This window comes from Glaciecola sp. KUL10, assembly GCF_003203515.1.
In the GTDB taxonomy this organism is placed as follows: domain Bacteria; phylum Pseudomonadota; class Gammaproteobacteria; order Enterobacterales; family Alteromonadaceae; genus Glaciecola.
In genome coordinates this window covers 306,822-321,509 of sequence record NZ_BGNG01000006.1, presented here as the reverse complement: position 1 = coordinate 321,509, position 14,688 = coordinate 306,822, and the positions used below count along the sequence as shown (strand labels likewise).

At 40.9% G+C, this 14,688-nt stretch carries 10 protein-coding genes and 1 CRISPR repeat array; of the genes, 2 read left to right on the top strand and 8 right to left on the bottom strand.

Annotated features, from left to right (window positions below; translation table 11 throughout):
• Nucleotides 1–18 precede the first annotated feature (18 nt).
• Nucleotides 19–346: a CRISPR direct-repeat array (repeat unit 28 nt; unit sequence TTTCTAAGCCGCCTATGCGGCGGTGAAC).
• A 129-nt stretch (nucleotides 347–475) separates the two neighbouring features.
• From cas6f to KUL10_RS12490, 8 genes are all read right to left on the bottom strand, one after another.
• On the bottom strand, nucleotides 476–1,114 hold the full coding sequence (gene cas6f / locus KUL10_RS12525; RefSeq protein ID WP_110429268.1) for a type I-F CRISPR-associated endoribonuclease Cas6/Csy4: 639 nt from the start codon (nucleotides 1,112–1,114) through the stop codon (nucleotides 476–478).
• 5 nt (nucleotides 1,115–1,119) lie between these two features.
• Nucleotides 1,120–2,148 carry a type I-F CRISPR-associated protein Csy3 gene (gene csy3 / locus KUL10_RS12520; RefSeq protein ID WP_110429267.1) on the bottom strand — a complete coding sequence of 343 codons (1,029 nt, stop codon included), beginning with the start codon at nucleotides 2,146–2,148 and terminating at the stop codon, nucleotides 1,120–1,122.
• Between the two features lie 12 nt (nucleotides 2,149–2,160).
• Entirely contained in the window at nucleotides 2,161–3,057 is an 897-nt protein-coding gene (gene csy2 / locus KUL10_RS12515) for a type I-F CRISPR-associated protein Csy2 (RefSeq protein ID WP_110429266.1), read from the bottom strand.
• Nucleotides 3,054–4,319 (bottom strand): type I-F CRISPR-associated protein Csy1, encoded by a 1,266-nt coding sequence (gene csy1 / locus KUL10_RS12510; protein WP_110429265.1) that lies wholly within the window; start codon nucleotides 4,317–4,319, stop codon nucleotides 3,054–3,056. Before csy1 ends, csy2 begins: the two co-directional genes overlap by 4 nt.
• 37 nt (nucleotides 4,320–4,356) lie before the next feature.
• Nucleotides 4,357–7,746, bottom strand: coding sequence for a type I-F CRISPR-associated helicase Cas3f (gene cas3f, locus KUL10_RS12505; protein ID WP_110429264.1), 3,390 nt, complete (start codon nucleotides 7,744–7,746; stop codon nucleotides 4,357–4,359).
• Nucleotides 7,747–7,748: 2 nt separating this feature from the next.
• Nucleotides 7,749–8,759 (bottom strand): type I-F CRISPR-associated endonuclease Cas1f, encoded by a 1,011-nt coding sequence (gene cas1f / locus KUL10_RS12500; protein WP_110429263.1) that lies wholly within the window; start codon nucleotides 8,757–8,759, stop codon nucleotides 7,749–7,751.
• A complete protein-coding gene (locus KUL10_RS12495; RefSeq protein WP_110429262.1) occupies nucleotides 8,760–9,170 on the bottom strand; it encodes an HIRAN domain-containing protein in 411 nt (136 codons plus the stop codon).
• 165 nt (nucleotides 9,171–9,335) lie between these two features.
• Complete coding sequence (locus KUL10_RS12490; RefSeq protein ID WP_110429261.1) at nucleotides 9,336–10,166, bottom strand: WYL domain-containing protein; 831 nt, start codon at nucleotides 10,164–10,166, stop codon at nucleotides 9,336–9,338.
• Nucleotides 10,167–10,341: 175 nt separating this feature from the next.
• Here KUL10_RS12490 and KUL10_RS12485 point away from each other — a divergent pair, with 175 nt between their 5' ends.
• Together KUL10_RS12485 and KUL10_RS12480 are read left to right on the top strand one after the other, a co-directional pair.
• Entirely contained in the window at nucleotides 10,342–11,502 is a 1,161-nt protein-coding gene (locus KUL10_RS12485; protein ID WP_110429260.1) for a methyltransferase, read from the top strand.
• 296 nt (nucleotides 11,503–11,798) lie between these two features.
• Entirely contained in the window at nucleotides 11,799–14,663 is a 2,865-nt protein-coding gene (locus tag KUL10_RS12480; RefSeq protein WP_110429259.1) for a pitrilysin family protein, read from the top strand.
• The last annotated feature ends 25 nt before the right edge of the window (nucleotides 14,664–14,688 follow it).

Here is a 14,688-nt window from a genome sequence, read left to right as displayed (position 1 = left end):
GGCGTATTGCGTCCAGACTTTCTAAGCCGCCTATGCGGCGGTGAACCCCCGTCAAATGTACCGCCTGTGGGGGTGGCTTTTCTAAGCCGCCTATGCGGCGGTGAACTATCTTACATTAGATACCAAGCTAATAACTTTTTTCTAAGCCGCCTATGCGGCGGTGAACAATCGTTTTAAGGCTCGTGAAGCGCTTGCTAATTTCTAAGCCGCCTATGCGGCGGTGAACGGTATTCAAACAATGAACAAAGGCACTATTAATTTCTAAGCCGCCTATGCGGCGGTGAACGAATCGGCAAGGTGTGACATTTGAAGTCGTTGTTTCTAAGCCGCCTATGCGGCGGTGAACAATACAATAACAAAAATAAAATAAGCTACAACTTGAACTTAGGTCATTTTTATCGAAATAACCTAATTTTTCACAAGTTTTGTAGCTTATTGAAATATTTACTAATTTTTAAAGAACACAAGTATAGGGTTAAAACATGGGTACCGTTGCGTAAGTTCCCTTTGGATTGCGTTTTGCACTTAAACCGTAACAATCAAAAACACCGTTTGATTTCGTTATCTTGGTGATTTGTTCAATAAAAATTGGGAACTTACCGTTTGAGGTATTATCCCGCTTTTTAGTTTCTTGACTGTACATATAAACAAACGGCAATCTTGACGACGCAGTTGGCTTGCTCTTCTCAAGATGCTCTAAAGCTTCGTCAATACCAATTCCAGATTTCGAAGCCCAGAGTCTTGCTTTTTGATGCATCTCTTGTTCAATTCTATGTGCGGTTTTTACATGCTTTCTACTAAAACAAACGTATTCTGAAACTTCTGGAACAACTTGAACAGACTTAATATGCGTGTAATCTGAAAGCTTGTTTAGCCATTTGGAAATATCCAAACAGTCAAGCTTTTCGTGGGAATCCGCAAATAAGCGCAACTTCTTTCCAAGCGGAAACCCTTTCGTAGAGTACTCTGGAAATCCGACCGCAATCTCTGATAAATTTTCATCCGTTTTGTTATCGACGAGCGCAATGTGAACTTGTTGATATACCTTTTGCCATAAAAAACCCAATGAAATGTCACTATCGGGTAAAAGAGTAATTTCTTGATAGTAGTTCATTCTACCTACCCCTTATCACTCTCTCCGAAAACACCACCTCTGACCAAAACTGCCATCACGTAATGCTCGTCTTCTGCTCTATCAAGCAATTCGCCTCTCGCCCATTTGTCAAAGTGTGTATAAAAATCCTGTTTTTCTTTTGGTGTTCGGTAGGCTTTTCCCATATTGGTCACAGCTCCGTAAGGCTCAATCGCAATTGGACCTGTACCTGAAACGGGATCATCAAATTCGGGATACCATGTATCAATTGAGCGAAGTGCATTACCCACTTTTTGTGAGTGCATAGCTGCTTGACCATTAACTTCATAGAGTATTTTACTTTTTTTACCTGCTCCCTTATCAAGGACAAGCTCCTCCGATGGGTAGACTTCTTGTCCCTGCCCAATTAGTGCATAACAGTCTATTGTAAGTAACAAATTCCCGTCTTCACTTGCCAACGTATTGGCTATCAATAAGGTCAATTCATCGATACGAGCATCAGTTGAATCAAAATGTTTTGTACTAAATTCAAAGGCATCAAACGAGAATTTTGAGTCTTTTCCGTCATGTCTTGCCGTTATCTCAACCAGTATTTTTTCCGCTCCAACTCTGTTTCTCCACAAAAAGCGTGCATTCGCAAGATTTAGCGCGTACCTTCTCGCTAACTCGGTAAAAGCATATTTATCGATATAAGTTTGGACCGCCTGCTGATATGTCTGTTTGAAAAGCGCATTGTTGCATGCGGAGGGCTCTGCAATGTTACCTAAAACCTTAAGCGTAAAACTAACACGCAGAGTATCGTGCTCTATTCCCAAAGAGCACGAATCAACCGTTTGAAGGTTAGGTTTTTCTACCTCTGCATTTAACTTTGCCGGATCCTTTTCTAGTGCAGGCTTTAAGCGATTTGAAATCGTTCCCCTAACAGATTTTTCAAACAGTTGTAATTGAGATGAATCATTTTTCTTTTCCCAACTTGTTCCGTAAAACTGCGCATCTGAAGGGACAAGTTTCTTTTCAAACGCCAATACAGACGCGATGTTTTCTTTTTTAGCCATAATTATATGCTCCTATAAACTCTCTACTTTTAAAACGGGCTCACAAATGTACAAATTATCAATTGGTTCAGTTGAATAACGCCATAACACCTTGTCTAATGACTTTACGCGGTGGGCCATCACAAACTCACCGAGCGTAACGATCGACTCAACAAAGCGGTGAGGATATCGCTCATCTCTTTGGTTTTTAGCTTTTCCTAAGTCAGAAACAGCGTGAAAGCCTGTCGAGATAGGAACAATCCAACCTTTGTTCAACTTATTACTTGTCCAATTGACCTCTTCAGTGTCACTGTCTTTGACACACCTATTGTGAATAGCTGTGTTTTCTATCAAAGCATCCAACGCATCTGCACCATCGGCCATCGATTTCTGCATAAGATCTCTTCTTTCAATCAAAAAATACGCTGGCATACATTTTCTGAGCAGTTTTTTAACTTCAAGGTCATCTTCTAAGTCAACATCCAGTAATTCAGGCTTTTCATAGTTCAAAATGTCACCGCCTGCTAATTTAAGTCTTGGTAAAACGTCATCTAAAAGTTCAGCTACGTAATTGTCGTTCAACTGCTCGGTTTCATCTTCTAATTCTATCAATAGCGTTACGGTAAGGTGGCAACGTGCCTCTTCAATAAATGCAGGACGTTTACCATCTTTATCTAAGGGGTTCGCCGTTCCAATTATTGAATTAACGTAGTCGCCGACTCCTCGGTGAACCTGTAGGTCAAACTTGTGATTTGCAACGGCGATGCTATTCAGCAAAATCTTATCGTATCCCTTTGCGTGTATTTTTAACTCGAGCGCACGCATAAAACCTAGCCAACTAGTCATAGCAGGAAAACCGATTGTGAGCGGACTGCTTAGGGCGTTCGCGTTTTGAATTTGGATTCGTGGAATTTTTAGTATTGACGTCATAGGAGAAGCTCCTTGTTCTCATTTACCCATTCGATAACAGCACTTAGTTCAAAATCACTCATCGTGACAGCCTCTTTTGCTAAAACCTTTTTATAACTAGTAAAAAAGTATCGTGCTAATTGCTTTATAACTTCGTCGATTACTGCTTTTTCTAGCTCTGAGTCATCAGTTGTTTTTTGTAACCACTTTTTTTGATTGCTTTCTAGGTTTGAAATATCAAAATTTGGATGTTCCGCTAATGACAGTCTGACTTTCCACATTTGTTCAATAACGAAATCTACAAACTCCGCGACACGTCGTTTTATCGCCGATCGAATAGTTTGATTTGTGTAATCTTGCCGAAACAACTGGTGCAGTTTCAAAAAGCTTTCTTTAAATTGATAAGGATTAATGCACTCTGTAAAAAAGTCGCTTTTGGGAAGGCGCTGCCTTTGTCCACTGAGTGTTGGTGGAATTGATGGCAGTAAATAAGCTTTTCCTGCGAATTTATTATTTAAGGTGCTTATATTTTGAGGCTTTGTACCGCCGTAACCGATCATTGTAAGATTTGGAAGTTCAAGAAAGCTAGTAGCGCTATAAGTATTGTCTTTTTTTGCTTTTCTAGCATCTTTCGATTCATCTGAGTATCTAATATGATCAATACGCTCACGCAGTTTGTAGATGATTCCTGATGGTGTAAGCACCGACAATAAATGGTAGTCATCGTTATCAAGAGAAATAGGAAAATAGACTTGTTTTACTTTTGAACTAGTTATTTGCTGTTCGCTTGTTTCTAGCATTTCTAAAAATTGAGACCTACTATCTTCATAACCAATTTCAGAGTGAGTAAGCAAACTTTTAGCGGCATCAGAGTTACTTTCGATATGCTCAATTAAAGTTCTACCGTCACTCATGCAAAGTGTTAAAAACCGATACACATCTAACGCTGCGGCATTTCCTAGTGCATCCAAATCAACTTCAACATTGCCTGTTCGCACAAAACCATCAGTACCTCTGTTAGCTTTAGCAATTACTGCAGACACCTTTCCATTTTTGTTTTTGTTTGCGCTCGGGTGAGAAAACGTACACGGGTGACTGGATATTTTTATTTGACCTGCACGTTTTGAAGCATTAGGTAACCAGTCTTTCAAGTCAAAAATCTGCTCACACTGAATTTCCAGCGTGCGAATGTCAGATTCATCCATGTTTGGCTTGATTTTACCTTTGAGCCACTTTTCTTTTTGCCCTTCAAAAAAAGCATTAATTTCTGGTTCGTTAAACATTTTTATTTCCACCTTTACTGCTATACAAGCAGCTTAATTAATCTTTAGGTTCTCTAAACAAGCCCAATTGGTCGTTATAAAACAATCGACCACCATTTGAGCTTGAGGGAATAAAACTTACTTCACCAAATTTGATTGAATTTAGCGTTGTTGAATTGTGTTTTAGTTTTTCATTTTTGAGCGTACTTACGTAATCACGCTTCAACCAAAGACGTCGTAGCTCATGTTCGTTCAGTTCTATATGTTGTAGTTGATGAAGTCCCTCGATCGGAATAAGTTGTGATTTATCCAGAGCATCGCAAAAAACTAGATCTCCATCCTGATATCTTAGGTAAATTAGCGTGTTAGCTTGCCCTGTTCGGAAAGACTTAAAGTGCTGAGGTAGCCCTGTTAACAACCAAAAATTGTTAATGTGACCAACTAAACTAGAACTCCAATTATCTGACGAAGCGCGTGACCGCCCTCGCACAGGTCGCTCAGCTGTAGTGACTATTTGTTCAAAAATGTTTAGTTTATCGATACCGAGTGTTTTGCCGATTGAATAGTGTTCCAAATGCACCAAGTTGATTTTGTGCTTTAATTCTTGAACTATTTCTATTCTTGGTGTTGCATCGATTTTTTGCGTTACAAGGCTTTCATCGATTATCTTCGTTAAATCGTGATCGATTAATGTTGTATCTTCATTAACTTCATAGCCCGGTCGACAAAATACTTTTCCTTCTTTGCCCTCGAAACCGAGCCAGTTGTATTGCATTAACGCTATATTTGGCTGTCTAACGGCTTCGTCTCTATGCCGTCTTACACGCCCCGCCATTTGAACTATCGAACGAAATGAAGACGGCTCTATAACCGACCAATCAAAATCGTGATCACGCCCCACTTCTTCAACAGGCGTCGCCACCAAGATGAAAATAAGGTTTGTTTTTTCGCTTTTCCCAATATGATCAGCGATTGTTGATTGCTCAAAGGCTGCGGGTGGCTCACCTACTCCTTCTTTCCTTTTTAAAACAGCGTCGAGGTGCAATTCCTGAATCTGACGAAGCAATAGGGTTTGTTGGCTATGATAAGCCATGCATCTAATGTCAGTTTCACTTGGCAAACAGCAGTTAAGTAAGTATCGAGTCAACTCAACACATATTGAGATATTTGCAACACGCACTACACCAAACGAAATTAACCTGGACTGATACTCAATATTGTTGTCTTTGTGCAAACTGAAACACGCTTCGACCACATTTTCAAAATAGCTTTGCTTATTTCTTGTTACAGCATCTAAAGGCAAATGATGGATCTTTCCTTTTCGCTTGACTACTTGCTTATCAAGTTTTTTGACTCTGTTTTTTAAGAACAAATCTTGTAGTGATATGAACTTCTTCACCCCACTCTCACTTCGTGAAATGTTTTCCACTGGAGATGAAAATTCGTCGATAAATGCCACATTTACGGAGTCTTCTCTGTCTCGGCTTGCAGCGAACAAGGCCCAGCCTTTTTGATATGCGTAAAAGTAACCTTGAGCTAATGACGGTGGAATGGTCGCAGATGAAATCATTACTTTTCGACCTAACATACCGCATAAGTGGACCAAACGTCCTATAGCAATAAGATCGTCTCCACTGAAATCATCTATTTCATCTATGACTAAGTCTGACGATAAAAGTCGTAAAGCGGGCAGTATATATCGACCTCCGCGCTTTGTTTCAGTGGCAGTTATAATGTGCTCGATCGTGCATACAAGTAGTGGAGCGTAAAGCAGTTGTCTATTTTTTTGGTTATGATTTCCTTCGACGGTGCCCAAAATAGTTGAAAGCTCATCGTCTGGAAGCTCTCCTTCCCATTCCACATGATCCATTTCGTCTAAAAGGGGTAAATCAGACTCAGAACCGAATAGTTCACTTTGTTCATCACTTGAGCTAGTAGCACTTTCAATTGAATGAAGCTCGCGCACTGAACTGGAACCCACTAAAACAGCAATATCTTGTTTGCTAAGCGTTAATCGTGACCGATATTCATCACCAGTTTGCAAGGTCAATGACCGCAGCCCTAAGGCAAGAATGTAACGAAGGCTTTGACTGTCATCTGATAAAGCTTGCATAAATTTTGCGTTTGCAAGCGTTTTTCCTTTGCCTGTGCTTGCCATATTTACTATGAAATATCCTTCACTCATTCTTTGATTGGAATGATGAAACTGTTGTAGGGCTTTTGCAGACTTGTCTTGCCATTTAAACTGACTAGGGGTGTTTGCTTTTGGTTGAAGTGCCTTTTGTGCGTCAACCGTGGCTAAGTTTGATTCAATTTCAGGTAGTAAGCGCACGACTTTGTTTGCGTAATTAGCAACACCTACCAAATGTTCATCAAGTTTTTGCTTGAGCTGATTAGTGTTTCGGTCACTGTTTGCAAACAACACACTACCAGATTCCCACGAGGCATTTGCTGGCAACGAGGAATACTTGTGATCACCAAGCATAAGTGATAAGCGCGAATGATGGAGGATAACTTGCCAACTGCCATTTTCGATACACTCATTAAAAGCCGAGAGTTGCTTGATTAGCATGTTTGCCCGTTGTTTGAGCTGATTAGCCCATTGCTTTCGTTCAAACATAAGTCCTTTGCTAAAGCTAAAACATTTGTTTACAAACTTTTCATACTCATCGTATTTGTTTTCATAGCTCCACGATTGATTTATTCGTCGACACAACTGTGCAAAATCAATGTTTCTTTTGGTTCGAAGACCATTGCAATCAATTTCATTGTTTGGGAGTGGTAAGCGATGATGTGAAACGATTAGATACGCAATCATCATTGCAAGCTTCGGAAGGCCATCAAACGGTGTTTCATTTTCGCTAATATGTAGGCCGCTAGAATGTGAGTCCGATAGTTTTGATAGCTCCTCGAGCCAAGAAATATCAGTTACTAGCTCTGTTGTTGCAGCGCTACTTTTTACAAGCTTGCTGAATAGAAGAAGTGAAATCCATTCATGACGAATAGGATCGCCTTTATGTTTAGTTTTTACTGTAGGATTAAGCTTATCTTGAAAAAGTTCTGACGCTTTACCCCAATCATGAAGTAAAGCCGCCATAGTAGTGATCGACTGAATTAAAGGTAAGTATCTCCAATCGTTTTCGAGCTGGTTATTCATTAAGTCCTTTTCTGTCCAGTTTACTGCAACAATCCCTTGCTCGTTAAACTTACGCTTATTTCCAACGATCCACAATAGTTGTGTTCGTGATCTCGAACGAATCCAATGACAACTTACTGCGGTGCTTCTACTTGCGCTTTGCCTGAGCATTTTCTTGACGGTTAGCAGTCCGTCTTCAGTAATGATCGTTTGCCATGTGTTGTCTCCAATCCGATTTGCAAAAGCATCGAGGACACGACGTGTTTTCTTAAGAGCATTTTTTTTACATTGGCTTATAAAAGTGACGATCATGATTATTCACCGTTTTCAATTTTGGCTTTTTCTTCGTCTGAATAGTCTTGCAACGCAATGACTTTTACTTGCTCAAACATAAATCCTAAAGCCTTATGATCGGTGAATTTTTGCAGTATTTGTTGCCTAAACTCTTGCTCTGTTGCATTTTCGCTTGCGCTTACAAATGCCCATGGTAGGACAATCGCATCCTTGATTAAGTCAGCAACATCAAAAACTAATGCACCACGTCTAGTCTTTCCGTGCATCACAGCAAAACCATGTGGAATCCCCAACACCCAAAGCGTTGTTGCGGCCAAGCCATAAGCAAGATAATTCCCATGATTGAGAAAATCATTTGCTTTGGAAATATAGTCTTTTTGTTGTGACTTACTTTTTGAATTATGGTCGCGTTTGAAGTCAGATAAACCTGTTTGAGTTGCGCAGTATTTGTAGAGAGTCTTTGTTAGTTGTGCCTCTGTTAGCAGTAAATCACTTGGTTTACTTGCTTGATTTGTGCGCTCTTCGAAAACCTGAAACGCTTTTTTCAGTAACTCTTCATTTGTATTGAAACCAAATGGTTTCAATTCGTTGTCTTTTCCCCAGATTCTCGTTACATAGTCAAGCCTTGCCTTTTGAAACACTTTTGCCGCGTCAAGTCGTCTATTTTCATCAAACCAAAATCCCATCCAACCTTGAACATATTCAGTTGGGCGATATTCGCTTTGTGGACTTAACCACTCAATCTCACACGCAGAATACAATGGTGTGCTGCCGCCACCGCAAAACCCCACAAGTACGCCCGCTTGAGTGAGCATGCGCATCGCCGCTTGAGTGATAGATGTGCCATTGCCGAGCAGAATTGCCGTAGTATTTGCAATGGGGATGTTGTAATACAAATTCTCTTTGCTGCTTTCAGTCAAATACAACACGCGACCGTCTTTTTGCATTACGCGGCAGTATTCTAGGTAGAATAGATTTGCGCGTTTAGAGTGCAAAATCGCCTTCATATCAGAGGGTGACAACTGTTCCATTTAACCCTCCAGCAAATAAACAGCGAATTTGACTTCTCGATAATAGGTGCTGTTATCAGCATCTATAATAAAAGCGCTGAGTTCGCGTTTGTCATCAAGCAACTTCGCTGATGCAACATTGTTGACTTTGGGCACATAGCCAAGTTTTGTGTTTTTGTAGAAGATCTCTATTGCATTTTTATCGTGTGGATTACTTGCTTCTCGTCTAAGGGAAATTGAAGCTTCGTTTACTAGTTCATCAACAACCTCATTGGATTGATAATAAGGCAAACCTGCAATGTAGCTTTCTAGGATATTGGTTTGTTGCTCAAGCTTTAGCTTGTGGTGTTGCGCTGACTCTGCAAGCGCCTTACCTGTAACCAACCAAGGGAGGCTATTCGCCAAAAGCTTGAGTACTTTTCTTCGTTCCATTTACCACTCCGATTTGATACAAGTGGCACGAAGATCGCCTATTTATCAACCATCAACAATACGGTAAATAACACCAGTGAACTTTGTTTACTGGTATCAACAATAGCTGAGTGACAAAACACCTAGGCTAAACCTATCCGATTTAGTCTCTGTGCTTATTCTCAACTAAAACAACAACGCTTTAACTTCATCATAGTTTTTGAGTATAAGTTGCTGCCCCTCGGGAGACATATGGACGGTATTTGGATTTATCTGCATTTCTTGTAGCACATACTGCACTAATGCTTGGTTTGTTTTTATAATGAGTTGTCCATTTTGCATAGAGTAATCACTTTCAATCACCCTTTTTTTGTCATCTGATAAACGAGAGTCTGGCTCGAAAATCAAAACCTGCTCGGTACACCATCTTTCATCATCACTGGGCGACACTGTTTGTTTGTCCATTAACTCTGGCCTGCCTTTAAACCGACTCAATACAAAGTCACGAAATTCTTGATTCTTCTCATCAAATGCTCTTAGATGCCATCGCACACCGGTTTTTACCATGCACAAAGGTTGAATGACCCTTCCTTCGGTATTTGGATTGGATAGTGAAACGTAGTCAACATCCAAACGCAGTTTCTTTTGAATGGCCGTCACTATTCCTTGTATCACTAAATGAGAAACATCACGTTGTGGAGCATCGACAATATGAGACCGGATTGGCGACTGATGGTTGATAAAAAGAGAATTTGGATGATGAAGCCAATCGAGATATTCATTCGCATTTTTTGATAAATAATTGAGTGAATATGACTGACTAAGCACAAACTTTTTCAACGATGCGTCATATTTGATGTTTTGATTGTGCTTGGATTTGTATTCGCTAATCTTGTCTTTCGCATACTTTGCAGAAATATCAAATTGTCGAACAAGTTCAGTAGAGTTTACACCGCCCTGCCAATAAGCTAATAACTCAATAAATTTAAAGTATAGATTTTGCTTGTCAGTGTCCATTTGCTTTACCTTCCATGATCTAAAGCAGAGCTATTCCAAATGCTCATAGCACCAAACTAGCGACAAAACACACTCAAAGCAAGGTAAAGCTTGAATAGCTTCAAAAAATAACATAGTTTGCACGCGATCATATCAAGAACCAACGCATCGGCGAAGCAAATAACGGGGCAATACCATGAATACAGTTTTAAACCTACTCGATCGAAAACTATATTTAGAGCGCTATCCCGTTAAGCATCAGCACAAAAGCCTGCAAGCTTGGGATGCGGCGGATGAGTATGCGATGAAGTACCTTGACGAGCTTATTTCAAATGATGAAATCAAAGCGCTTGAAGGACGAACCCTAGTTTTAAATGACGACTTTGGTGCTTTAAGTATATGGTTGCATGAATACAAACCCTACAGTCTATCGGATTCTTGGGTGTCACATAAAAGTGCGAAGGTAAATTTAAAACACAACGAATTAAGCATTGATGATGTAACCTTTGTCACGAGTACCGATGAATTAAGCACACTTGTCAATCAGCCTTTGAAGCTAGTGGTGCTCAAGCTGCCACGCTCAATGGCATATTTACAACATCAATTGATTCAACTTCAGCAAGTGATTGACTCGGATACGACCATTATTGCCTGCGGCAAAGTAAAATCAGTGACCAGTTCGGTCATTAAATTATTTGAAAAACACTTGGGCCCAGTAAAAACATCCCTAGCTCAAAAGAAAGCACGACTGATGTTTTGCCAATATCAGGGCTTAAAAGAGTCGCTGCCTGATCCTACGCTTATTGAAGATTCTGCGGTTAGTTTTAAGCTACTCAACCTTGCCAACGTATTCAGTCGAGAGCAAGTTGATGTGGGCGCTCGCTTACTTTTAAAGCAGCTACCAGATTGTAATCAACAACAGGTTATCGATTTAGGGTGTGGTAACGGGATTCTGGGTATTCAGACCTTATTGAACAATCCAGAAGCGCATCTCACTTTTGTCGATGAGTCTTACATGGCGGTAGAATCAGCTCGACAAAATTTAATGAACGCACAAGGCCACACTGATAATGCAAGTTTCGTGGTCAGTAATTGTCTTGATGAAGTGCTAATGAAACAACGAAGCTTTGCTGATCATATTCTTTGCAACCCACCTTTTCATCAGCAAAATGTGATCACTGATCACATTGCATATCAAATGTTTAACGACAGCAAAAAAGCACTAAAACCTGGCGGGCAGGTTCGCATTGTTGCTAACAGACACCTTGATTACCCGCACAAGTTAAATAGACTTTTCGACGGTCACGATGTTTTAGCTAGCAATAGTAAGTTTAGCGTGATGGCTTGTATTAACTAAATTCAAAATTGAGTTTTGGTTTGTAAATTAAGCGGAAGTTGCATATCAAGAAACGAGAATATTTACTTCGAAGAATCGTCATCGTGGCGAACGTCACGACCTCCTTGGAATGTATCAAAACGAGTCATTGGAGTACTTATGCTCGGAAATGAACCCACACACTTTGGTAATTAACAACTACTGCCTAATTTTCGCACTCACCTACACATTCAGTGACATTTTAAACGAGTGCGATTATCGACATAAAGACCGCAATACATTACCTTATTAAATAATCAAATCAAAAGGATCTTTGAATGTTTCCCTTGCGCAAAACCCTTACATTTCCGGTCATTGTTGGTCTGTCTATTTTCGCCCTTGCTTCATGCAGTAAGAATGGTGGCGAATCTGTTACAGAAAAAGTACCTGAACAAGCCCAATCAGCAACACTGCCCTCTTTAGATTTTGAAAAAATAACCTTAGACAACGGCTTAGAAGTGGTGCTTCATATTGACCGTTCTGATCCCTTAGTTGCTATTAATCTCGCGGTTCACGTGGGATCAGGAAGAGAAAATGTTGGCAAAACCGGCTTTGCGCATTTATTCGAACACTTATTGTTTATGGACTCTGAAAATTTGGGTTACGGCGGCCTTGACGAAATGAACACACGTATTGGTGGAGAAGGTACCAACGGCTTTACCACCAACGACATGACACAGTATTTTCAGGCGGTACCCAAAGATGCGCTTGAAAAAGTTATATGGGCTGAGGCTGACAAGCTTGGCTACTTCATCAAAACGGTCAATCAAAACATTATTGACCGTGAAAAGCAGGTGGTTAAAAACGAAAAGCGTCAGCGGGTTGATAACCGTCCTTATGGCCACAATTTTTATGTGATTGGGCAAGCAATTTACCCTGAAGGACATCCCTATCATCATCAAGTCATTGGCTCGCTTGAAGATTTAGAGAATGCCACATTGGAAGATACAAAAGCGTTCTTCAATCAATGGTATCGCCCTGATAATGTCACAGTGACGTTAGCAGGTGATTTTGAATTAGAAGAAGCCAAAACCCTGATTAAAAAGTATTTTGGTGAAATCCCAAGCGGTGAAAAACCGACGCCAGCAACAAAGGCACAGCCAGTTACATTAAGTGAAACTAAGCATTTTGTGCATGAAGATAACTTTGCCACACTACCACAACTCACATTAACTTGGCCGGCGGTACCCGAGTACCACCCAGATTCTTATGCATTGAACGTACTTATGTCCTACTTGGTTGACGGCAAAGAAGCGCCAATGAATCAAGTATTGATAGATGAAAAGCAGCTTACTACAAGTGTTTCAGGCTTTAATTACACCAAAGAACTGGCGGGTGAAGTGTATTTATTCATCAATCCAAAACCAAACGAAGACATTGATAACTTGCTACCCGCTGTATGGGAAGCCTTTGCTCGCTTTGAAAAAGACGGTATTCCAGAAGAAGCCTTAACACGCATTAAAACAGAGTCTGAAGTGGGTATTTTTGACAGTATCCAAAGCGCATTGGGCAAAGCTATTGCCATGGGTGAATACAACATATTCACCGGTGACCCCGGTTTTCTCACCACTGACATTAAAAACTTGCAAGCCGTTAGCGCAGAAGATGTCATGAATGTGTACAACAAATATATCAAAGACCAACATTACGTCTCTACTAGCTTTACACCCAAAGGCCAAAAAGACTTGGCATTAGACGGTGCGCAAATAGCTAAAGTGGTTGAGGAAGTTGTTATTCAAGGCGCAGAGAAAGACGTGCCGTACGACCCGACTGCGCGCGTTTTTGAACCTACTGCTTCGTCATTCGACCGCAGTGTCGAGCCACCTTTCGGAGATTCATTTGTGTTACCAAGCCCGACTCTTTGGGACGCCCAAGGTAGCAACGGTCTGAAAATGCTTGGTATTCAGTCTGATGAAGTGCCATTGATTGAATTCTCATTGGAGTTTGATGCAGGAAAAATGCGTTCACCTCTCGATAAGCCTGGCCTCGCATCAATAACCGGTAATATGCTAACTAAAGGTGCTGGCGACTTGGATGTTGCTGCGTTTGAGAAAGCGCTAGGCGCATTAGGCTCAAGCTTGACGACGCAAACAAGAGACCAATACACGCTTATCCGTGGCAAAACCTTGGCTCGTAACCTTGATGAGACTGTCACGCTGCTACAAACTATGATCAAGGCGCCACGATTTGATGAAAATGAATTCAAGCTCATGCAAGAAAGCTATAGCCAAAATGCGGTTTCTCAGTTGGCGAACCCTGATTTTATCGCCGCGCGTGAAATGGCTAATATTAAATATGCAGAGCCCACGCCATTAGCAACCGCTGGCGCAGGCAGTGAAGCACAAATTAAAGCAATTGAATTGGATGATGTAAAAGCCTTCCATAAGAAGCATTATGCAATTTCATCGGCCAAATTGAATATTGTAGGTAACTTTGATGAAGAGCAAACGCTGAACCTATTCTCTTCACTTGAGGGGCCTGCTAAAGAAGCATTAGCCGCATTATCAGTACCAAAATTAGCCACTGTTGAGCAGACTCAAGTTTACTTCTATGACGTGCCTGAGTCTAAGCAGTCGGTGCTGCAAATGCGTCGCCCTGCATTACCTGTCAACAACGAAGACTTTGCAAAACTAGAGGCGCTTAACTTCCCCCTAGGGAGCATCTATACATCGAAGCTGATGACCGAGCTTCGCGTTAACAAGGGATATACCTATGGTATTCGGTCGTTTGCTACTGGTAACGCTGAACAGGGAGAATTTGGCGTAGGTACGTCAGTAAGGACTAACGTAACCTTAGAAAGCTTAAGTTTAATCAGCGAAATTTTGGGGCGTTACAGCGAAGAAATGACGGAAGCAGAACTGGCGCAAACCAAAGATGCCTTGCTTCGAGGCCAGGCGCTTAAAAACGAAACCTTGAGTGACAAGCTAGGCTTGGTTCAGGAAATTACTCGCTTTAACTTACCCTATGATGCGAAAAGCAAAAACATGGATATTGTTCAAGCGATGACCTTGGAAGAGGCAAAAACAGTCTTAAATAGCCACGTGCGTCCTGATGCCATGAATATTGTCGTGGTGGGAGACGCAGCAACGCAACTAGAGAGGCTTGAAAAGCTCGGTTTTGGAAAGCCTATACGACTCAATTAAGAGTATTAGAGGGATAAACGATACT

What these genes read in the sequence shown, in the direction of transcription:
- cas3f (WP_110429264.1), bottom strand. Translation starts at nt 7,746, where the DNA reads ATGATCGTCACTTTTATAAGCCAATGTAAAAAAAATGCTCTTAAGAAA.
- KUL10_RS12495 (WP_110429262.1), bottom strand. Translation starts at nt 9,170, where the DNA reads ATGGAACGAAGAAAAGTACTCAAGCTTTTGGCGAATAGCCTCCCTTGG.
- csy2 (WP_110429266.1), bottom strand. Translation starts at nt 3,057, where the DNA reads ATGACGTCAATACTAAAAATTCCACGAATCCAAATTCAAAACGCGAAC.
- cas1f (WP_110429263.1), bottom strand. Translation starts at nt 8,759, where the DNA reads ATGGAACAGTTGTCACCCTCTGATATGAAGGCGATTTTGCACTCTAAA.
- csy3 (WP_110429267.1), bottom strand. Translation starts at nt 2,148, where the DNA reads ATGGCTAAAAAAGAAAACATCGCGTCTGTATTGGCGTTTGAAAAGAAA.
- cas6f (WP_110429268.1), bottom strand. Translation starts at nt 1,114, where the DNA reads ATGAACTACTATCAAGAAATTACTCTTTTACCCGATAGTGACATTTCA.
- KUL10_RS12480 (WP_110429259.1), top strand. Translation starts at nt 11,799, where the DNA reads ATGTTTCCCTTGCGCAAAACCCTTACATTTCCGGTCATTGTTGGTCTG.
- KUL10_RS12485 (WP_110429260.1), top strand. Translation starts at nt 10,342, where the DNA reads ATGAATACAGTTTTAAACCTACTCGATCGAAAACTATATTTAGAGCGC.
- csy1 (WP_110429265.1), bottom strand. Translation starts at nt 4,319, where the DNA reads ATGTTTAACGAACCAGAAATTAATGCTTTTTTTGAAGGGCAAAAAGAA.
- KUL10_RS12490 (WP_110429261.1), bottom strand. Translation starts at nt 10,166, where the DNA reads ATGGACACTGACAAGCAAAATCTATACTTTAAATTTATTGAGTTATTA.